Origin of the sequence: Jejuia spongiicola, from assembly GCF_023502325.1 — a bacterium.
GTDB lineage: Bacteria > Bacteroidota > Bacteroidia > Flavobacteriales > Flavobacteriaceae > Wocania_A > Wocania_A spongiicola.
The window spans coordinates 322,118-340,838 of the sequence record NZ_JAMFLZ010000001.1 but is presented as its reverse complement, the minus strand read 5'-3'; the positions used below and the strand labels follow the sequence as shown (position 1 = coordinate 340,838).

Annotated in this window: 22 protein-coding genes and 1 tRNA gene; 19 read left to right on the top strand and 4 right to left on the bottom strand. The window is 31.4% G+C overall.

Going from position 1 to position 18,721, the window contains the following annotated elements; translation table 11 throughout:
- Nucleotides 1–42: 42 nt before the first annotated feature.
- Complete coding sequence (locus M3P09_RS01585) at nt 43–762, top strand: DUF3298 and DUF4163 domain-containing protein (RefSeq protein ID WP_249971776.1); 720 nt, start codon at nt 43–45, stop codon at nt 760–762.
- On the opposite strand, the gene M3P09_RS01580 is transcribed toward M3P09_RS01585, so the two are convergent.
- Nucleotides 742–1,206, bottom strand: coding sequence for a DinB family protein (locus M3P09_RS01580; protein ID WP_249971775.1), 465 nt, complete (start codon nt 1,204–1,206; stop codon nt 742–744). The two genes, M3P09_RS01585 and M3P09_RS01580, sit on opposite strands and share 21 nt — an antisense overlap.
- Nucleotides 1,207–1,264: 58 nt before the next feature.
- Here M3P09_RS01580 and M3P09_RS01575 point away from each other — a divergent pair, with 58 nt between their 5' ends.
- The 7 genes from M3P09_RS01575 (at nt 1,265) to M3P09_RS01545 (ending at nt 7,235) form a co-directional block, all read left to right on the top strand.
- Nucleotides 1,265–1,621: an arsenate reductase family protein gene (locus M3P09_RS01575; protein WP_249971774.1), complete on the top strand. Its 357-nt coding sequence runs from the start codon at nt 1,265–1,267 to the stop codon at nt 1,619–1,621.
- Nucleotides 1,622–1,625: 4 nt separating this feature from the next.
- Nucleotides 1,626–3,488: a PLP-dependent aminotransferase family protein gene (locus tag M3P09_RS01570; protein WP_099564960.1), complete on the top strand. Its 1,863-nt coding sequence runs from the start codon at nt 1,626–1,628 to the stop codon at nt 3,486–3,488.
- A gap of 4 nt (nt 3,489–3,492) precedes the next feature.
- Nucleotides 3,493–4,023, top strand: coding sequence for a sigma-70 family RNA polymerase sigma factor (locus M3P09_RS01565; RefSeq protein ID WP_099564961.1), 531 nt, complete (start codon nt 3,493–3,495; stop codon nt 4,021–4,023).
- 61 nt (nt 4,024–4,084) lie between these two features.
- A complete protein-coding gene (locus tag M3P09_RS01560) occupies nt 4,085–4,972 on the top strand; it encodes a PhzF family phenazine biosynthesis protein (RefSeq protein ID WP_099565430.1) in 888 nt (295 codons plus the stop codon).
- A gap of 111 nt (nt 4,973–5,083) precedes the next feature.
- A complete protein-coding gene (locus M3P09_RS01555) occupies nt 5,084–5,656 on the top strand; it encodes a TetR/AcrR family transcriptional regulator (protein ID WP_099564962.1) in 573 nt (190 codons plus the stop codon).
- 48 nt (nt 5,657–5,704) lie between these two features.
- Entirely contained in the window at nt 5,705–6,154 is a 450-nt protein-coding gene (locus M3P09_RS01550) for a RidA family protein (RefSeq protein WP_099564963.1), read from the top strand.
- Nucleotides 6,155–6,164: 10 nt separating this feature from the next.
- On the top strand, nt 6,165–7,235 hold the full coding sequence (locus tag M3P09_RS01545; protein ID WP_249971773.1) for an alkene reductase: 1,071 nt from the start codon (nt 6,165–6,167) through the stop codon (nt 7,233–7,235).
- A 112-nt stretch (nt 7,236–7,347) separates the two neighbouring features.
- Here the strand turns inward: M3P09_RS01545 and M3P09_RS01540 are convergent.
- Both M3P09_RS01540 and rseP read right to left on the bottom strand, forming a co-directional pair.
- A tRNA-Asn gene (locus M3P09_RS01540) sits at nt 7,348–7,421 on the bottom strand.
- 72 nt (nt 7,422–7,493) lie between these two features.
- Nucleotides 7,494–8,834, bottom strand: coding sequence for an RIP metalloprotease RseP (rseP, locus tag M3P09_RS01535; protein ID WP_099564965.1), 1,341 nt, complete (start codon nt 8,832–8,834; stop codon nt 7,494–7,496).
- A 170-nt stretch (nt 8,835–9,004) separates the two neighbouring features.
- On the opposite strand from rseP, the gene M3P09_RS01530 reads away from it, so the two are divergent.
- From M3P09_RS01530 to M3P09_RS01510, 5 genes are all read left to right on the top strand, one after another.
- On the top strand, nt 9,005–9,673 hold the full coding sequence (locus M3P09_RS01530; RefSeq protein WP_249971772.1) for an SCO family protein: 669 nt from the start codon (nt 9,005–9,007) through the stop codon (nt 9,671–9,673).
- A 151-nt stretch (nt 9,674–9,824) separates the two neighbouring features.
- Nucleotides 9,825–10,061 carry a FeoA family protein gene (locus M3P09_RS01525; RefSeq protein ID WP_099564967.1) on the top strand — a complete coding sequence of 79 codons (237 nt, stop codon included), beginning with the start codon at nt 9,825–9,827 and terminating at the stop codon, nt 10,059–10,061.
- Nucleotides 10,054–12,153, top strand: a complete 2,100-nt coding sequence (gene feoB / locus M3P09_RS01520) for a ferrous iron transport protein B (RefSeq protein WP_249971771.1) — start codon at nt 10,054–10,056, stop codon at nt 12,151–12,153. The genes M3P09_RS01525 and feoB overlap by 8 nt, the downstream gene beginning before the upstream one ends.
- A 27-nt stretch (nt 12,154–12,180) precedes the next feature.
- Nucleotides 12,181–12,321, top strand: coding sequence for a FeoB-associated Cys-rich membrane protein (locus tag M3P09_RS01515; RefSeq protein ID WP_099564969.1), 141 nt, complete (start codon nt 12,181–12,183; stop codon nt 12,319–12,321).
- Nucleotides 12,322–12,352: 31 nt separating this feature from the next.
- Nucleotides 12,353–12,574, top strand: a complete 222-nt coding sequence (locus M3P09_RS01510; protein ID WP_249971770.1) for a hypothetical protein — start codon at nt 12,353–12,355, stop codon at nt 12,572–12,574.
- A 53-nt stretch (nt 12,575–12,627) separates the two neighbouring features.
- Here M3P09_RS01510 and M3P09_RS01505 read toward each other — a convergent pair whose 3' ends face one another.
- Nucleotides 12,628–13,200 (bottom strand): hypothetical protein, encoded by a 573-nt coding sequence (locus tag M3P09_RS01505; RefSeq protein ID WP_249971769.1) that lies wholly within the window; start codon nt 13,198–13,200, stop codon nt 12,628–12,630.
- Between the two features lie 126 nt (nt 13,201–13,326).
- On the opposite strand from M3P09_RS01505, the gene M3P09_RS01500 reads away from it, so the two are divergent.
- Genes M3P09_RS01500 through M3P09_RS01475 form a run of 6 tightly spaced genes read left to right on the top strand, consistent with a single transcriptional unit; the run spans nt 13,327 to nt 18,697 of the window.
- A complete protein-coding gene (locus tag M3P09_RS01500) occupies nt 13,327–13,986 on the top strand; it encodes a metal-dependent transcriptional regulator (RefSeq protein WP_099564972.1) in 660 nt (219 codons plus the stop codon).
- Nucleotides 13,973–14,770 (top strand): transporter, encoded by a 798-nt coding sequence (locus tag M3P09_RS01495; protein WP_249971768.1) that lies wholly within the window; start codon nt 13,973–13,975, stop codon nt 14,768–14,770. Before M3P09_RS01500 ends, M3P09_RS01495 begins: the two co-directional genes overlap by 14 nt.
- Nucleotides 14,771–14,774: 4 nt before the next feature.
- Nucleotides 14,775–15,686 carry a metal ABC transporter solute-binding protein, Zn/Mn family gene (locus M3P09_RS01490; RefSeq protein ID WP_099564974.1) on the top strand — a complete coding sequence of 304 codons (912 nt, stop codon included), beginning with the start codon at nt 14,775–14,777 and terminating at the stop codon, nt 15,684–15,686.
- Nucleotides 15,686–16,423, top strand: a complete 738-nt coding sequence (locus tag M3P09_RS01485) for a metal ABC transporter ATP-binding protein (RefSeq protein ID WP_099564975.1) — start codon at nt 15,686–15,688, stop codon at nt 16,421–16,423. Before M3P09_RS01490 ends, M3P09_RS01485 begins: the two co-directional genes overlap by 1 nt.
- The gene (locus M3P09_RS01480) at nt 16,423–17,544 is read left to right on the top strand and encodes a metal ABC transporter permease (protein ID WP_099564976.1); all 1,122 of its coding nucleotides are present in this window, start codon (nt 16,423–16,425) and stop codon (nt 17,542–17,544) included. The genes M3P09_RS01485 and M3P09_RS01480 overlap by 1 nt, the downstream gene beginning before the upstream one ends.
- Nucleotides 17,537–18,697, top strand: coding sequence for a metal ABC transporter permease (locus M3P09_RS01475; protein WP_249971767.1), 1,161 nt, complete (start codon nt 17,537–17,539; stop codon nt 18,695–18,697). Before M3P09_RS01480 ends, M3P09_RS01475 begins: the two co-directional genes overlap by 8 nt.
- The last annotated feature ends 24 nt before the right edge of the window (nt 18,698–18,721 follow it).

Below are 18,721 nucleotides of genomic sequence, written 5' to 3'. Positions count from 1 at the left end.
AAATGCAATAATTACCTTTAGCAATAGTTAACAATACTACTTATGCTTAAAAACAAATCCCCTTTAATTATCTGTCTTTTTTGTATGCTATTTAGCTGTAAAAAAGAGTTCCCAATTAGTTTTGCTGAAACAAATTTCACTTCAAAAAACAACAATATTGTTGAAGTAAACATCCCATTCGCTAACGAAAATAATGACATTGCAAAGTCTATAAATTCAGCTATTGAAAATTATGTGATTGCAGCCTTACAAATTGGAGATTCAAATAAACAAATTGTAAAACCTATTGAAAAAAGTATTGACAATTTTAATGTAGCCTACACTGATTTTATAAATGATTTCCCTGATAGTGCACAAGAGTGGGAAGCACAAATTGATGGCGAAGTTATTTTTAAAACACAAGACATTATAAGCATTTCTTTAACCTCATATATTAACACTGGAGGTGCTCATGGAAACTTAAATATTTCGTTTTTGAATTTTGAGGCATCAACTGGAAAATTAATCGATAATAATTCATTAATTAAAGATGTAGATTCTTTTAAAACCATTGCTAAAACGTATTTTGATAGTTCAGTAGAAGGCAAAGACCTTCTTTTTGATAGTGAAACTTTTAATTTACCTGCTAATATCGGATATAGCGACGAGGGTCTTATTTTGCTTTACAACACTTACGAAATAGCGCCATACTCAACTGGAATAATTGAGTTTTCTATCCCTTTTGAAGAGGCGAAACCTTATCTAGTTTTTAATAGCTTTTAAAAGAGCTAGAACATATCCGTAATGAATCCCTTCGTGAGTGAGTATAAACTGAAACGCATCATCAATATTAGTTAATGTATTACCAGTTGTAGAAACGGTGTATGCATTATAGGTTTTAAAAGCACCTTTATTATAATCTGCTTTTGTTTTTTCTAGTGTAGAAAAAAGTAAGTCTTTTATTTTATTTACTTCTTTCTGAGTTACATCACTTTCTGGTTTGGTATCTTTCCTGTATTTATTAATTATTTCGTCAGAAAGAGTAGAAGACAATCCAGATAATTTGTAAGCCAACAATTGCTCTGAAACCACAACATGAGCAATATTCCAGATGATATTATTATTAAATCCCTTCGGTATTTTATTTAAATCTTCTAAGGAGGTTTCTTCAATTATTTTACTAAAGATTACTCTAATATTATTTATAACCTGAAATGTAAAATCCATATTATTTATTTTTTTGATAAATATAGTTTTAATTTGCTTTTTGAAACCACGATTTATCATGAAAAAAGTATACTATTTAAAAACATGTAGCACTTGCATCAGAATTTTAAAAGACTTGAATCTGTCTTCTGAATTTGTTATACAAGATATTAAAACCGAAGAAATTACCGTTAAACAATTAGAGCAAATGAAAGAACTAGCCGGGAGCTACGAAGCTCTTTTTAGTAAACGTTCTAAGCTATACAAAGAAATGGGTTTAAAAACGCAAAACTTAGAAGAGCGTGATTATAAACATTATATATTAGAACACTATACTTTTTTAAGCAGACCAGTAATAATCATTAACGACTCTATTTTTATTGGAAATTCTAAAAACAATATTGAAGCAGTTAAATTAGAGCTTTCAAAAAGCTGAAGTTATGGAAGACAATAAAGTGCTAAATTATATTAAAGATGTATTAGAAAACATACCAACTGGTTGGCTAAATTTAACAACACATCGACTAGATATTTACGATGAAGAATTGGCCAAAACTCAATTCTTAGACCAGTTTGAAATCTTATTTAAAAATAACAATTCCAAATCATTAGCTCTAAGTAATTTACCTACTGCCTATGACTATATTCGATTAGGTCATCCATTATCTTGTTTACTAGAATGGGGAATTGCTAACTTAAACAATCTAAAACCAAAAAATGTAGTCAGCTTTTCTTCAAAGACAACACCTGTTCTAGCAATTCTGAGGAAAAATTTAATAGATAATAAAAGCACACAAATAATCTATACAAATGAATTACCAAGTTTTTTTGATGTTGAAATCCTCAAGAGTATTTATGGTTATAATTTTGAGTTAAAACAAGTTGAAAAAATAGATGAGATTCCTCAATTTAGCGGCAGTACCGTTTTTATTTCACAAAAAGATGGAATATGTAAAAATAAGCTCTATCCAAATATTGATTTTTTTATCAATGGTTATTCACACCTTGGAAGTGTTTTAATAGCAAATGGCGAACAAAATGAAAGTTATATTTCAGAAATTCAGCATGTCAGAAGAAGAGAAACCATTGCAATGACACCATACAATTGTTTTGCTGCTTTAAAATCTCTAACAAAGCGGTCTTCTTTTGATACTATTAATAGTATAGATGCTAACAAAACTAATGTCTTAGATTCAATTACTGCCATTACTAGCACAACTACAAAACCCTTAATTGGTTCTAGCGGGCTATCAATTCAATATGCTATTATGATGGGGCTAGTACACGATGCGCTAAAAAATCATAAAGGAAAGGCTATCAAATTTATTGTTCCTCCAAATTGTTATGGAGGAACAAATGACCAAGCCAGACGAGTAGCTGCTTGTATTGATAATGTTGAAATCGTAGATTTATTAGTTGATGGTGATAACGATATGGTACAAAGCATAGATAAAGTTTTAAGCGAAATTGCTAACGAAGATGCTATCCCATACATCATTGCTGAAATACCAACAAATCCTAGAGTTGAAGTTCCAGACCTTATAAAACTAAAAGAAGCATTAGCCAAAGAGCGTAAAACGGCAACAGATAAAATTGCGATCGACCCTGTGTTTATTTTAGATCAAACATTTTGCCCTAATGTTCTCTTTTTAGGTGACGGTGAAATACTCTCTTCGGTTAGAGTTATTTCATATACTAGTGGGTCAAAATTTCCAAGCGGTGGATTATGCACTGCAGGTTACTGTGTAGGAAATAAAAAAACTGAAGCTTTGATGAGTAAAATAGAAATGCATCTAAAACTTTGCGACAATGAAGCTACAAGCCTTCAAATGGAAATATTAGCAAAGCAATTACCTTCAATGAATCAAAGAATCAATGATGCTTATAAAAATACGCGTGAATTTGTAAATTTCATCAACGAAACTTTACCAGAAGCAAAAATAAATTTTGTTTCACCAGCATTGGCAAAACAAGGATTTACCCCATCTGTGTTTTCATTAGATTTACCAACTAAAGGCGATACGGCTGAGGAAAAAGAAACTTATAAAAGAGCATTAAATCTTAAATTAATCAATTTAATGATTACCAAAATCCCTAATGAAAGTAAATACTGTGTAAGTTATGGGCAGTTAAATGGATGTTACTGGACCATACCGGCAACATCTACTCAAGGAACAACTAAAGAAGGTGATAAAGATTATATAGCACGTGTGGCGCTTTCTCCTAATTTGGATCTTGAACTTCATAAAAAGGTTTTTTTAGATTTTGTCGGGTCAATTAAATTAGAATTTTTAGAAAGTTGAAGTTATGGAAAATGAAATAAATATTATTTGGGTTGATTTAAATGAAGAGTTATACAAGTTCATTTTAAGTAAAACAAATGACGAACAAATATCTAAAGACATTCATCAAGAAGTTTTCTTGAAAATTCAATCTAAAATCCATCAGTTAAAGCAATCTTCAAAACTCACCTCATGGGTTTATCAAATAACTAGAAATACAATTATTGATTATTTTAGAAAAGCAAAGCCAAAGATTGTCTCAATTGACAAGTTAGATATCCCTGAAGCCGAAAATGAAAATTTTGATTACTCAAAGCTTACTAACTGTATAAACAAAAAAATAGAACAGCTTTCTGCTCAACACAAAGAAGCCATAATTTTAACTTCATTTAAAAACTACTCTCAAAAGGAGTTAGCTAAACATTTAAAAATATCCTATTCTGGAACAAAATCAAGAATTCAGAAAGCTAGAGGAATTTTAAAGGAAAACATTTTAGATTGCCCTAATGTTCAATCTGATAACTCAGGAAAATTATTGGATTTCGAAAACAGTTAAATTTAACTACGTCTTTTTATAAATAGTCTCGTCTATTATGTATAACAAAAAAATTATACAAATGGACAAAACGAAAACTATAAATGTACAAATTCTAAATGCCTTTGTTGACAATGATAAAGGAGGTAACCCTGCAGGAGTTGTTTTAAATGCAGACAACCTATCAAATAAAAATAAGCTTGAAGTTGCCAAAAAAGTAGGTCTATCTGAAACGGCTTTTGTTTCAAAATCAAAAACAGAAGACTATAAATTAGATTTTTTTACTCCAAACAAGCAAATTGCACATTGCGGACATGCTACTGTAGCAACTTTTTCATATTTAAAACAAATTAATGTTTTGAAGAATGATAGCTCTTCAAAAGAAACCATAGACGGAAAACGAAATATAAAATTAATAGGAGATATGGCTTTTATGGAGCAACTAGCTCCAAAATATGTTGACGTAAACCACAAGGAAGATCTTATTCTAAAATCTCTAGGTTTAAAGAAAACCGATCTAAAACCTAATGCACCTATTAAATTAGTAAATACAGGAAATTCATTTATTCTAGTACCTGTTAAAAATATCAAAGTTTTAAAGAACATAATTCCTAATTTTAGCTTAATAAATGAGATAAGTGAAGTGTTTGATTTAATTGGATATTATGTCTTTTCAACAGAAACAGGCACGGAGGGAAGAGATGCCAGTTCAAGAATGTTTGGACCACGCTATAGTATATTAGAAGAGGCTGGAACAGGAATGGCTGCCGGACCACTTGCATGCTATCTATACGATATCTTAAAAATCAAGAAAAAAAGATTTTATATTCAACAAGGTAAATATATGACTACCCCATCACCAAGTTTAATAGTTGTTGACTTATTAACTGATAACGAAAAGATAAAAAGTTTAATGGCTGGAGGAAAAGGGTTACTGAAAACAAAACTAGAAATTGAGATAAAAGTCTAGTCGTAATAAACTTATTGAAAAAGAATATTAAATCAAGATATTTTAAAAATAATTTGGCAGTTATTTTTTTTGTAGTACTTTTGTAGCCGACCGGTCTAATATTAATATAGAATGTCTGAAACAAAAAATAGAATACTAACAACTGGGATTGATTTATTTATTAAAAAGGGCTATCACAATGTTGGCTTAAAAGAAATATTGGACAAAGCTGAAGTTCCAAAGGGATCATTTTACTATTATTTTGATAGTAAAGAAGATTTTGGTGTACAGGTAATTAGCAAATATTCCTCCATTGGACTATTGGAATATAAAAATTTACTAGAAGATAAATCACTTAGTCCTAGGCATCGAATTATTCAACTATATATTGATAAGATAGATTATTTCCAACTTAATAAATGTACGCAAGGGTGCTTAATGGGTAATTCAAGCAACGAGTTGAGTGATGTGAGTGAAAGTTTTAGAAATACAATAGCTCAAGAATTTAATCTTTGGCAGAATACTTTAGAGAAATGCATTATTGAAGCTCAAGAAGCGGGTGAAGTAAATAAAAATGTAGAGTCTAAAGCGTTAGCCTCTTTTATTTTAAATAGTTGGGAAGGTGCTCTTTTACGAATGAAATGCGAAAAGACAATAGACCCTTTACATAATTTTGTTTCTGGATTAAAAATGATATTAAATTAAAAAAATTTAAACCTTAGTAGACGACCAGTCTATTATAAAATTAAAAAAATGAATAAAGAATTAAAAGAACTTAATCTTGAATTGCCTAAAGTCTCAACTCCTGGAGGCTCATATGTATCTGTTAATATAAGAGGGGATATTGCTTATATAGCTATTCAATTTCCTATAATAAATGGGGAGCATTACTATAAGGGTAGACTTGGGAATGAATTAACAAATGATGAAGGTTATAAAGCCATGCAAATGTGCGCTTTAAATGTTTTGGCTCAAGTAGAAACAAAAATTGGTATGGACCGCATAGTTGGTCTCAACCATTTTGATGCCTATTATCAATCAGGTAATAACTGGAACGATGCCCCAAAAATTGTAAATGGAGCTTCTGATTTATTTCTCAAAGTTTTAGGAGAGAAGGGACAACATTCCAGAGCTATTTTTGGTGTAGACAAACTTTATGGAAACTTATGTGCAGGACTTACCTGCTCTTTTACAATTAAATAATAAATAAAAAATGGAAATATTTAAAAACTTTAAACTTGGGTCTAATATTGAATTAAAAAACAGAATTGTAATGGCTCCACTTACACGGTGCAGGGCCATAGACAATATCCCAAACGAATTAATGGCAACCTATTACAAGCAAAGAGCAAGCGCTGGACTTATAATTAGTGAAGGCACATCTCCATCGCCAAACGGATTAGGCTACCCAAGAATTCCTGGTGCTTTTTCTGATGCTCAAATTAATGGATGGAAGACTATAGCAGAAGCTGTGCATTCAGAAAATGGAAAAATATTTGTACAACTTATGCATACAGGTCGGATTTCGGCAAAAGTAAATATGCCTATCGGCAGTATTACTCTTGCACCGTCAAGTATAAAAGCTGTTGGTGAAATGTTTACAGAAACTGGAATGGTAGAGCATGATACACCTAAAGCAATGACTATTGAAGAAATAGAGATTGCTCAAAATGAATACGTGTTATCAGCCAAACGATTAATAAATGAAGCTGGTATTGATGGTATAGAACTGCATGCTGCTAACGGTTATTTAATGAATCAATTTATCAACCCAAAATCCAATCAAAGAGAAGACCAATATGGTGGATCTGTTGAGAATAGAGCTCGTTTTGTATTAGAAACAGCCAAAAAGGTAGCTGTTGAAATTGGTAGTGATAAAGTAGGTATTAGGTTTTCTCCTTACGGGGCTTTTAATGATATGTTATCAGATTACGAAGAGTTAGAAAATACGTTCATCTATTTATCAAAAGAGTTAGCGAAAATTAAATTAGCCTATGTTCATATTGTCGATCAACGTGTAGCTTTTGGAGCACCAGACTTCAATACAAATATTAAAAAAATCATTAAAGATAACTTTAAAGGCATTGTTATTTCAGGTGGAGATGTCGATACCATAGAAAAAGCAGAAACGGTTCTTGATAATGGTTTAGATTTAGTATACGTAGGTAGGCCTTTTATATCAAACCCTGATTTTGTGAAAAAACTTCAAAACAACGAAGAATTAGTCAGTCCAGATGCGGATACATTCTATTCATCAAGTGAAGTAGGATATACAGATTATTAAACATTCTGTTATATTATTAACAATGCCTAAAATGCATATTGGTAAAAACTAAATTTTAAACAGAAAGTTTATAAAAACAAAAAAGTCTAACATAAATGTTAGACTTTTTTTGCTCCTTCTCTTGGGCTCGAACCAAGGACCCTCTGATTAACAGTCAGATGCTCTAACCAACTGAGCTAAGAAGGAATGTTTTTTCCGCTTAAGCGAGCGCAAATATATATTATTTTTTAATTACAGCAAATATAATAATTAAAAAAATTAATTAAAAATGGCTTTGTAAATATCATTTCCGTTTGCAAATAAAACTAAGGCTATTAATATAAAGAAACCAACCATTTGAGCATACTCCATAAACTTATCTCCAGGCTTTCTTCCAGAAATCATTTCGTACAATAAAAACATAACATGACCGCCATCTAAAGCCGGTATAGGTAATAAGTTTAAAACAGCTAACATAATTGATAAAAAAGCTGTAATACCCCAAAAAGCTTCCCAACTCCAAGTGTCTGGAAAAATATCGAAAATAGCTTTAAAACCACCTACGCCTTTATAAGCGCCAGTACTTGGACTAAAAATAGCTCCTAATTGGTCCCAATAAGATGTAATTTGGTTTATAAATTTATTATAACCAACACCAAAACTTTCTCCAAAAGAATATTCCTTTCTTGTGATTGATAAATAACCTAACTCTTCAAATCTATTATATGACCCTCCAGGATAGATTCCAAATGCACCATTATTATCAACCTTTAATTCTCTTTTTAACTCTTCTCCATCTCTTATAATATCAACAGTAACAACATTTCCTTTTAAAGATTGTAAAGCAGGTTTAAATTCATCAAAATATTTAATTTTTTTTCCATTTATACCAGTAATGTAATCTCCTTTCTTTAAATCAACTTCTTTATTTAATGAAGAATCGGCTACTTTACCAAAAATAAATGGCATCCTTATTTCAAAAAGACTTCGGTCTTTACTTGTTGACAATTGCCCTAAAAAATCTTCAGGAAAGCTTATTGTTTTTTCAATACCTTCTCTTTTAATTGTTACAGATTCTGCACCAATAATGTTACTTTTTATATCAAAATAGTTTTCAATTTTTACATCTCCAACAGCAACAACATCATCACCTGTTTTAAACCCTAGATCTTTCAATAATGGGTTATTTACATGATACCCATCTTGAAAACTTGCTGCAGAAATATCAGTATCACCGTAAAAAAATGATGCAAAAATATAAATGATTAAAGCCAACACAAAATTAACCGTAACCCCACCTAACATAATAATTAAACGTTGCCATGCTGGTTTAGAACGAAATTCCCAGGGTTGTGGCTCTTGCGCCATTTGTTCGGTATCCATACTTTCGTCAATCATACCTGAAATTTTAACATACCCTCCTAATGGCAACCAGCCTATACCGTAAACAGTATCTCCTATTTTCTTTTTAAATAATGAAAACTTTACATCAAAAAATAAATAAAACTTTTCTACTCTAGTTTTAAATGCTTTTGCAGGAATAAAATGTCCTAATTCGTGTAAAACTATTAGTAATGAAAGACTCAATAAAAATTGAGATATTTTAATAACAAACTCCATATATCTTCTATCAGATTTTTATAATCGCACAAAAGTAAGCTTTTAAACCAACTTTAAAAAGACAAAAATATTTTAGGGCAGCTTTTAACACCAATTTAAGTCGCTTTAAAATTCTGTGGCTTTAAAAAACGTTGTAAATTTGTAATAAATTTAATATTTAGTCACTATCAATGTTATCGTTTTTTAAGGAATATAGGGGGTTTGCTATTGTTTTTGGAGTTATTTCAATTATTATAATTTCAATAATTTATAACACCTTAAATGTTTACAAACCACTTCCTATTTACCAACCCGCTATGGTTAGTACCGAGTTAGTAGATAGTACAATTCAGCATCAAAAAAAATATCATAAAATAGTTGACTTTTCTTTAACAAATCAAAACGGAAAAACCATCACGCAAAACGATTATAAGGATAAAATTTATGTTGCAGATTTCTTTTTTACTACTTGCCAAACCATTTGCCCTATTATGACAGGGCATATGCATGACATCCAAAAAGAAATCATGAATGATAACGATGTTATGTTATTGTCACATTCGGTAACACCCCAAATTGATACCGTTGCTCAACTTAAACGTTATGCCGTTAAAAAAGGAGTAGTTGATGCAAAATGGAATTTAGTTACTGGAGATAAAAAACAAATTTACGAACTGGCAAGAAAAAGCTATTTAGCAGTAAAAGACAATGGTGATGGCGGTCCTTTTGATATGATACACACAGAAAACTTTATGCTTATTGACAAAAAACGTCAAATTCGAGGTTTCTATGATGGTACCAACTCAGAAGAAATTGATCGTTTATTACTAGATATTGCGCATCTAAAAAAGGAGAAATAATGTGCTCGCCTTATCATATTTTCGATTAGAAAAAGGCTAAAAACAATTTTGATTCAACTTTTTTTATTTCCATAAAAACTTTAAACACTAAACCTTCATACTTCTAAACTTTTAGCTTATTTTTGCCTCTTTAAAATCAATCTAAATAAGCTTGAAAGACACATTAGCACATTTAAAACGTGGAGAGAAAGGCGTTATTAAAGACGTTTCATCTATACACATTCCCTTAAAGCTATTAGAAATGGGCTGTTTACCAGGCAACTCTGTAGAACTTGTTCAGGTTGCTCCATTTGCAGACCCTATGTATTTAAACATTAACGGAACACATTTAGCTATTAGAAAAGAAACTGCAACTCATATTTTAATCGAAAAATTAAACCATGAGTAAACAGATAAATGTTGCATTAATTGGAAATCCCAATACCGGAAAAACGTCTGTTTTTAATGCCTTAACAGGTTTAAATCAAAAGGTAGGTAATTACCCAGGTATTACGGTTGAAAAAAAAGAAGGTATTTGCAAATTGCCTCGTGGTGTTAAAGCTCACATTATTGATTTACCTGGAACCTATAGTTTAAATGCTTCCTCGCTTGATGAAAATGTTGTTATAGAGTTACTTTTAAATAAAAACGACAAAGATTTTCCTGATATTGCTGTGGTAGTAAGTGATGTTGAAAACCTCAAGCGAAACTTACTTCTTTTTACACAAATTAAAGATTTAGAAATTCCAACGATACTTGTCATTAACATGGCAGATCGAATGGATTATAAAGGTATTTCTTTAGACATACCCTATTTAGAGGAACATCTAGAAACTAAAATTGCATTAGTAAGTACTAGAAAAAACAACGGTATTGATCAATTAAAAGATTTAATTGCTAATTACAAAGATATTTCGGTTTCTCCATGTATAGATGCTTCAGGTATAGATGCTGAATATTTTGGAAACTTAAAAAAAGCATTTCCAAATCAATTACTATATAAACTTTGGTTGGTTATAACACAAGATGTAAATTTTGGAAAAACAGACAGAAACGAGATTGATGCCGTTGCCAATTTTAAAACTAAGAGTAAAGCTGATTTAAAACGGCTACAGCAAAAGGAAACTATTAAACGTTACCAGTTTATAAATAATGTGCTTAAACAAGGGCAAACTATTGACGCCTCTCAAGCCAAAGATTTACGTTCTAAGTTAGATCGGGTTTTAACCCATAAAGTTTGGGGTTATTTAATTTTTGGTTTAATTCTGCTAACTATTTTTCAAGCTATTTACGATTGGGCTGAACTGCCAATGGACTTAATAGATGCTACTTTTGCTTCATTAAGTGAGTGGACTAAAAATGTTTTACCTCCTGGGGCTTTTACAAATTTACTAGCAGAAGGTATTATTCCAGGGCTTGGTGGTATCGTAATATTTATTCCACAAATAGCATTCTTATTTTTATTTATAGCTGTACTTGAAGAAAGTGGATACATGAGTCGCGTGGTGTTTTTAATGGATCGAATTATGCGTCGTTTTGGACTAAGCGGAAAAAGTGTGGTGCCACTAATTTCTGGTACTGCATGTGCTATTCCTGCTATTATGGCTACCCGAAACATTGAAAGTTGGAAAGAGCGTTTAATTACTATTTTAGTAACTCCATTTACAACCTGTTCGGCAAGATTACCTGTATACTTAATTATTATTGCTTTAGTTATTCCAGAGGGGCGCTTTTTAGGGTTAAGCTATCAAGCTTTAACGCTAATGCTGCTTTATTTAATTGGTTTTGGCGCTGCAGTTATTTCGGCATACATATTAAATAAAATATTAAAGATAAAAAGCAAATCGTTTTTTGTAGTTGAAATGCCAAACTACAAATTGCCTCTATTTAAAAATGTTGCCATTACTGTAATTGAAAAAACTAAAGCCTTCATATTTGGTGCTGGTAAAATTATTCTTGCCATATCTATTGTACTTTGGTTTTTGGCATCTTATGGTCCAGGTGAAGATTTTAATAATGCTGAAAATATTATTACTACTAAATATGCTTCGCAAAATTTAAATGAAGAGGAATTACAGCAAAAAATTGCTTCACATAAATTAGAGCATTCTTTTATAGGGTTAACAGGAAGAGCTATTGAACCTGTAATAAGACCTCTAGGTTATGACTGGAAAATTGGTATCGCTATTGTGAGTAGTTTTGCTGCTCGTGAAGTATTTGTAGGTACACTTGCAACTATTTATAGCGTTGGAAGTGATGAAGAAGAAACCATTAAAAACCGGATGGCAGGAGAAATAAACCCTGTACTTGGCGGGCCATTATTTAATTTTGCGTCAGGCATATCACTATTACTATTTTATGCCTTTGCTATGCAATGTATGAGTACACTTGCTATTGTAAAACGAGAAACTAATAGTTGGAAATGGCCAACATTACAACTTGTCATCATGAGTACTTTTGCATACATAGTAGCATTAATAGCTTTTCAGTTGTTGAAATAATTATCTTTGTAAAACGACTAAACATATATGAATATCATTATACAAAATATTTTAGCCTTTACAGTACTTGGTTTAGCTTTAGCTTTTATCGTTAAAAAATTTGTATGGAAACCAAAGAAAAAAAGTGCCAAAGTATGTGGTGGAGATGATGGCTGTGGATGTCATTAAATTCATTTTTAAGTATATAAATCTTAATTTTTTGTCTCTAATTTTAATCTTAATCGCTTATTATTTTGATTATAAATCTGAACCTGATTCATTTTGGTCAGATATTAAAGGAGGTTTAACTGTCTTTGGAGTTTTGATAGCATCTGCTTTAATATTAAAATACAAATTCAACGTTGGACACATATATATAATATTCGCTATAGGAATTGAAATTATCCTTCTTTTTGTACTTAAAGGGTTTTTAAAAAAATAGAGCAATAATTGCTCCTCTTAAACCGTCTTAAAGCAAGTTACTATAAAATTAATTTATTGCTTTCTCAATAAAGCTTCAAAATAATTATCTGTATTCAAATATTCAATTCTTAAATCTCTAAGATATTTTAAAATACTTTCTCTTTTTATGTATTCAGGTTTTAGGCAATCTTTCATCTTATCATCTGCAACAGTAATTGCTAAATACCAATTACCTTTTCTTGAAACATAAGCATCTTCAAATAATGGATCTATTCCTTCTTGCTCTAATTTGGCGTCTATTAAAAACGGAAGGAAATTTAATGTTTTATCTGGTATTTCAGTTTCATAAAACGAAAAGAAAAATGTTTCACCCTCAATAACAAAAGGGACATTCCATTCTACATTATTATGATTTAATTCATATTTAGTATTTACATAATTGTAGAACTCATTAGCATCTTTAGAATCTTCAAAAATAAAAGCATGCTGCTTAGGCAGTTTTCTTTTAAATTTTTTCGCTACCATAACTTTATCTGTTTTAATAGCAGGCGCAATTCTTAAAGGAATACAAGAAAAAAAGAGCAGGGCACAAATAATAAGTAAAGAATATTTCATATTTAATCCATCTTTGTTTTGTAAAGGCATCAATTTTTATACCACTAGATATTTGTTTCTTAATTTTTTAAAAAGAAAATCGAAACTGTATTGATTTTTTAGTTACATTTGAAAAATATTTAAGTAAGCTTAAATTTAAAGTTAAACAAGCAACAAATGTCCATAGCGATAGAAAATTTTGTAAAGGCTATTTACAAAAACGACAAGAATAACAGTAATGATACTAAACCAGGTAATATAGCTAAAAAGCTAGGCATATCTAACGCAGCAGCCACAGATATGGCTAAAAAACTTGCAACTAAAGATTTGCTACATTACGAGAAATACCAAGAACTTAAACTCACAAAAAAAGGCACAAAAATGGCACTAAATGTAGTGCGAAAACATCGTCTTTGGGAATCTTTATTGTTTAGAATGTTCGATATGTCTTTGCATGAAATTCACAGAGAATCTGAATTATTAGAGCATCAAACATCTGATTTTTTAGCCAACAAAATAAGTGAGTATTTAGGCAATCCTAAATTCGATCCACATGGAGATCCTATCCCAAATGCACAAGGTGAAATTACTACGAAAGACACATCAATAGCTTTATCAAATACACAGGAAGGTAATACTTATATTATTTCTAGATTGATGAGCGACGATAAAGAATTTTTTGATTTTTGTGCCCTAAACGGATTGAAGTACGGAAACACAATTGTGGTAACTAAACAATTCAGTAAAAATAAAATGACTCAGATTTTAATTAATAATAACACCATTCTTTTAAACGAAGATTTTACAAATATTATTTACGTCAATGAAACTAACTAAATTTTTATGCCTTACTTTATTAGTAGGCTCACTTTCAACTTTTGCTCAAGATGAAAACACTCTTGGCACTCTTATAACCGACAGACCAGATGCTACAGAATCTCCAAATACAATGCCTAAAGGGTTTCTTCAAGTAGAAACTGGAGCTTTTTATGAATCGTTTGAAGAAAATAATATTAAAACCGAAGATTTCACTTTTAATACAACTTTAGTTCGATACGGACTGTTGGATAACCTAGAGTTACGATTAGGTTGGGATTTTGTTGAAGGAAAAAACAAGTTTAACGGAAACACAATAGATAATGTATCAAGTGGTTTTAACCCTCTACTATTAGGAGTTAAAACTAGTATTGCAAAAGAGAATGGGTGTTTTCCAGAAATTGGTCTGTTAGGGCATTTATATTTACCTTTTACCGCAAGTACAGATTATAAACCAGAAACTACAGGTGTAGATTTTAGATTTGCTTTTGCACATACACTGAGTGAAAACTCAAGTTTATCATATAATATTGGAGCTGCTTGGGGGAACGATTCTCCCGAAGCCTCATACGTATATACCATTGCCTTTGGGCAAAGTATTACAAGTAAATTGGGAGCTTATGCAGAGTTATATGGTGACTTACCAGAAAACAATAAAGCCAATCACCTTTGGGATGCTGGTTTAACATATTTAATAAATAACAATGTACAACTAGATGCAACAGTTGGCTCAAGTATTACAAAAGGTCAAGATATATTATTAAGCGCTGGAGTAAGTTTCAGAATACCTACAAATCAAAATTAAAGACATGACAAAACACATACTTATATTATTCGCTTTAGCAACTATTTTTAGTTGCAAAAATGATAAAAAAGACAACGGAAAGCTAAATGTAGTAACTACTACAACCATGATTACAGATTTGGTAAAAAACATTGGTGGCGACTTTATTAATGTACAAGGTTTAATGGGAAGCGGAGTTGATCCACATTTATACAAAGCTAGTGAAGGTGATGTTTCAAAATTAGTAAATGCCGATATCATTTTCTATAACGGTTTACATCTTGAAGGAAAGCTTGTTGAAGTATTTGAAAAAATGGGAAGCAAAACTAAAACGCCAATTGCTTTAGCCGAAGAGATTGATAAAGCGACTTTAATTGGTTCTGATTATTTTGCATCAAACTACGATCCACATGTTTGGTTTAATATTACATACTTTAAGCAATTTGCAAATAAAGTAACTGCTGTATTATCTGAAAAGGATCCAAAAAATTCTGTGAATTATATTGAAAATGAAAAGCAATATTTAGAAAAATTAAACGCGCTTCAGCTTAAAATTAAAAATACAATTGATACTCTTCCGAAAGAAAAAAGAATACTAGTAACTGCCCATGATGCTTTTAATTACTTTGGAAAAAATTATGGTTTCGAAGTTGTTGGTTTGCAAGGCTTATCAACTGCGACAGAAGCTGGAGTTCAAGATGTTCAAAAATTAGCTGCGTTTATTATTGAAAAAGATGTAAAAGCTATTTTTGTTGAAAGTTCTGTTCCAAAACGAACCATTGAAGCTTTACAAGCTGCTGTAAATTCCAAAGGGCATAAAGTAGAAATAGGAGGCACTCTTTATTCTGACGCTCTAGGAAACGATGGGACAGTTGAAGGCACCTATATTGGAATGTTTGAATATAATGTGAATACCATTGTTAACGCATTAAAATAATGAAACAAAACATAGCAGTACAAGTAGATGATTTAACGGTGGCATACAATTATAAACCCGTACTTTGGGACATTGATTTAGAAATCCCTGAAGGTGTACTTATGGCAATTGTTGGTCCAAATGGCGCAGGAAAGTCTACGCTTATAAAATCTATTTTAGGTATTCTAAAACCTATTGCTGGTAGTGTTAGTATTTACGGAAAACCTTACGAAGAACAACGTAAGTTAGTAGCCTACGTTCCACAAAAGGGAAGTGTTGATTGGGATTTCCCAACAACTGCTCTTGATGTGGTTATGATGGGGACTTATGGAAGTTTAGGTTGGATTAAACGTCCGCGTCAAAAAGAAAAAAAAGCTGCACTTGAAGCTTTAGAAAAAGTAGGTATGTTAGCTTTTAAAAGCCGTCAAATAAGTCAGCTTTCTGGAGGGCAACAGCAACGTATATTTTTAGCTCGCGCCTTAGTGCAAAATGCTTCAATTTATTTTATGGACGAGCCATTTCAGGGCGTAGATGCTACTACTGAAATAGCCATTATTAACATTTTAAAAGAATTACGAAAAGCTGGCAAAACTGTTATTGTTGTGCATCATGATTTGCAAACCGTACCAGAATATTTTGATTGGGTAACTTTTTTAAACGTAAAGAAGATTGCCACAGGACCCGTTAAAGATATTTTTAACGATGATAATTTAACCAAAACCTACGGGATTAATTATAAAGTAAGTATTCAAGAGTAATGGATTTACAAGAATATTTTTCTTTGGTATTTAGCGATTATACATTGCGAACCATCACATTAGGAACGGCGATATTAGGAGCCGTCACTGGTATGCTTGGTAGCTTTGCTGTGCTTAGAAAACAAAGTCTTTTAGGAGATGCTATATCGCATGCCGCCTTACCAGGAATTGCAATTGCTTTTTTAATTTCTGGTGCAAAAGATAGCAATACCCTTCTTTTAGGCGCTTTAATAAGTGGGTTAATTGGAACCTTTTGGATTCGAGGTATAATCACTAAAACACATTTAAAATCTGATACAGCACTAGGTTTAATTTTATCGTTATTCTTTGGGTTTGGAATGTTATTACTTACTTTCATTCAAAAACAACCTAATGCCAATCAAGCAGGTTTAGACAAATATTTATTTGGTCAGGCTGCCACTTTAGTAGAAAGTGACGTATGGATGATGTCAATTGTTACCGGAATTTGCTTACTGGTGCTTCTACTTTTTTGGAAAGAATTTAAAATCCTTTTATTTGATGCCGACTACACAAAAACATTAGGTTTTAACACTAAGTTTATAGATATATTAATCACATCTTTCATCGTTTTAGCTATTGTTTTAGGCTTACAAACTGTTGGTGTAGTTTTAATGAGTGCTATGTTATTAGCACCTGCTGCTGCTGCAAGACAGTGGACAAACAGTTTGAGTATAATGGTTTTTCTTGCTGCTTTTTTTGGTGCCTTTTCAGGGGTTTTCGGAACTGCAATTAGTGCTAGTCAAAACAATTTGTCAACAGGACCTGTTATTGTGTTAGTTGCTGCCGTTTTTGTAATATTCTCATTTATATTTTCGCCAAGTCGTGGTTTGCTGTTTAAGCAAATCCGGTTTATAAAAAATAGACGCGATTTGCAACTGCATAAAACATTAGCATTTATGTATAATATTGCAGAAACTCATGATAACATTTCGCATCCACACGCTATTAAAATCTTAAATAATTTTCAAGGATATACCAAAGGGACACTTCAAAAATTAGTAAAAAAAAATTATGTGAAGCTTGATGGAAATATGTGGAGTTTAACTGAAGAAGGGTTTGATACTGCTTCAAATTTATACAATCAACAAACTAATGAATAGCACTCAAATAGAAATACAATTAATTGCTAGTTTGGTAGCCATTGCTTGTGCTATTCCAGGTACGTTTTTAGTACTACGTAAAATGGCAATGATAAGTGATGCTATTAGTCATTCCATTTTACCAGGAATTGTTATAGGTTTTTTTATTACACACGACCTTAACTCGCCATTGCTTATTTTATTAGCAGCGCTAACAGGAATAATTACTGTTGTTTTAGTTGAATATATTCAAAAAACAGGCTTAGTAAAAGAAGATACAGCTATTGGATTAGTCTTTCCTGCTTTGTTTAGCATTGGTGTTATTATGATTGCTAAAAATGCTAACGATGTACACTTAGATGTTGATGCGGTTTTATTGGGCGAATTAGCTTTTGCCCCTTTTGATAGGTTATTAATTTCTGGAGTTGATGTTGGTCCAAAATCTTTGTGGATTATAGGAAGTATTTTAATAATTACTATAATATTATTGATTGCTTTTTTCAAGGAATTAAAAGTAAGCACGTTTGACAAAGGGTTGGCTGCTTCTTTAGGCTTTTCGCCAGCAATTATGCACTACGGCCTTATGTCAGTATCCTCAGTTACAACTGTTGGCGCTTTTGATGCTGTTGGTGCCATTTTAGTAGTTGCACTTATGATTGCACCTGCTGCAACTGCATATCTTTTAACTACCAATTTAAAGAAAATGCTCGCTCTAGCTATAATATTTGGTGTCTTTAGCGCCATTTCAGGATATTGGGTTGCACATTGGCTTGATGCTTCAATTGCTGGATCAATAACAACTATGCTAGGGCTACTATTCTTGGCAGTATACTTATTCGCTCCTAAAAAAGGAATAATAGCAGTACTTTATAGAGAAAAGCAACAACGTACAGAAGTATCGTTACTCACTTTTTTATTGCATTTAAAAAACCATAACGAAGAAGAAGAGCGTCATGTAAACCATTTAAACGAACATATTAATTGGCAAAAAGTACGTTCTAAAACAGTTTTAGAATTAGCAACTAAAAACAATATGATTTCAATTGAAAATAATATTGTGTCTTTAACCGAAAAAGGCAACGATTTTACATCTCAAGCTATTGATTATATCATAACCAACGAAGACGCGCAAATAGAGCATATGAAAGACGATTTCTTTTTGTTTAGAGGGTAATATTTAACCTAAAAACTAAAAAAA

Excerpts from the sequence above, each read along its gene's own strand:
- M3P09_RS01480 (WP_099564976.1), top strand. The coding sequence starts at position 16,423 with ATGGATTTACAAGAATATTTTTCTTTGGTATTTAGCGATTATACATTG.
- M3P09_RS01475 (WP_249971767.1), top strand. The coding sequence starts at position 17,537 with ATGAATAGCACTCAAATAGAAATACAATTAATTGCTAGTTTGGTAGCC.
- feoB (WP_249971771.1), top strand. The coding sequence starts at position 10,054 with ATGAGTAAACAGATAAATGTTGCATTAATTGGAAATCCCAATACCGGA.
- M3P09_RS01495 (WP_249971768.1), top strand. The coding sequence starts at position 13,973 with ATGAAACTAACTAAATTTTTATGCCTTACTTTATTAGTAGGCTCACTT.
- M3P09_RS01490 (WP_099564974.1), top strand. The coding sequence starts at position 14,775 with ATGACAAAACACATACTTATATTATTCGCTTTAGCAACTATTTTTAGT.
- M3P09_RS01485 (WP_099564975.1), top strand. The coding sequence starts at position 15,686 with ATGAAACAAAACATAGCAGTACAAGTAGATGATTTAACGGTGGCATAC.
- M3P09_RS01580 (WP_249971775.1), bottom strand. The coding sequence starts at position 1,206 with ATGGATTTTACATTTCAGGTTATAAATAATATTAGAGTAATCTTTAGT.
- M3P09_RS01500 (WP_099564972.1), top strand. The coding sequence starts at position 13,327 with ATGTCCATAGCGATAGAAAATTTTGTAAAGGCTATTTACAAAAACGAC.
- M3P09_RS01555 (WP_099564962.1), top strand. The coding sequence starts at position 5,084 with ATGTCTGAAACAAAAAATAGAATACTAACAACTGGGATTGATTTATTT.
- M3P09_RS01575 (WP_249971774.1), top strand. The coding sequence starts at position 1,265 with ATGAAAAAAGTATACTATTTAAAAACATGTAGCACTTGCATCAGAATT.
- M3P09_RS01550 (WP_099564963.1), top strand. The coding sequence starts at position 5,705 with ATGAATAAAGAATTAAAAGAACTTAATCTTGAATTGCCTAAAGTCTCA.
- M3P09_RS01570 (WP_099564960.1), top strand. The coding sequence starts at position 1,626 with ATGGAAGACAATAAAGTGCTAAATTATATTAAAGATGTATTAGAAAAC.
- M3P09_RS01515 (WP_099564969.1), top strand. The coding sequence starts at position 12,181 with ATGAATATCATTATACAAAATATTTTAGCCTTTACAGTACTTGGTTTA.
- M3P09_RS01565 (WP_099564961.1), top strand. The coding sequence starts at position 3,493 with ATGGAAAATGAAATAAATATTATTTGGGTTGATTTAAATGAAGAGTTA.
- rseP (WP_099564965.1), bottom strand. The coding sequence starts at position 8,834 with ATGGAGTTTGTTATTAAAATATCTCAATTTTTATTGAGTCTTTCATTA.
- M3P09_RS01545 (WP_249971773.1), top strand. The coding sequence starts at position 6,165 with ATGGAAATATTTAAAAACTTTAAACTTGGGTCTAATATTGAATTAAAA.
- M3P09_RS01560 (WP_099565430.1), top strand. The coding sequence starts at position 4,085 with ATGGACAAAACGAAAACTATAAATGTACAAATTCTAAATGCCTTTGTT.
- M3P09_RS01530 (WP_249971772.1), top strand. The coding sequence starts at position 9,005 with ATGTTATCGTTTTTTAAGGAATATAGGGGGTTTGCTATTGTTTTTGGA.
- M3P09_RS01585 (WP_249971776.1), top strand. The coding sequence starts at position 43 with ATGCTTAAAAACAAATCCCCTTTAATTATCTGTCTTTTTTGTATGCTA.
- M3P09_RS01505 (WP_249971769.1), bottom strand. The coding sequence starts at position 13,200 with ATGCCTTTACAAAACAAAGATGGATTAAATATGAAATATTCTTTACTT.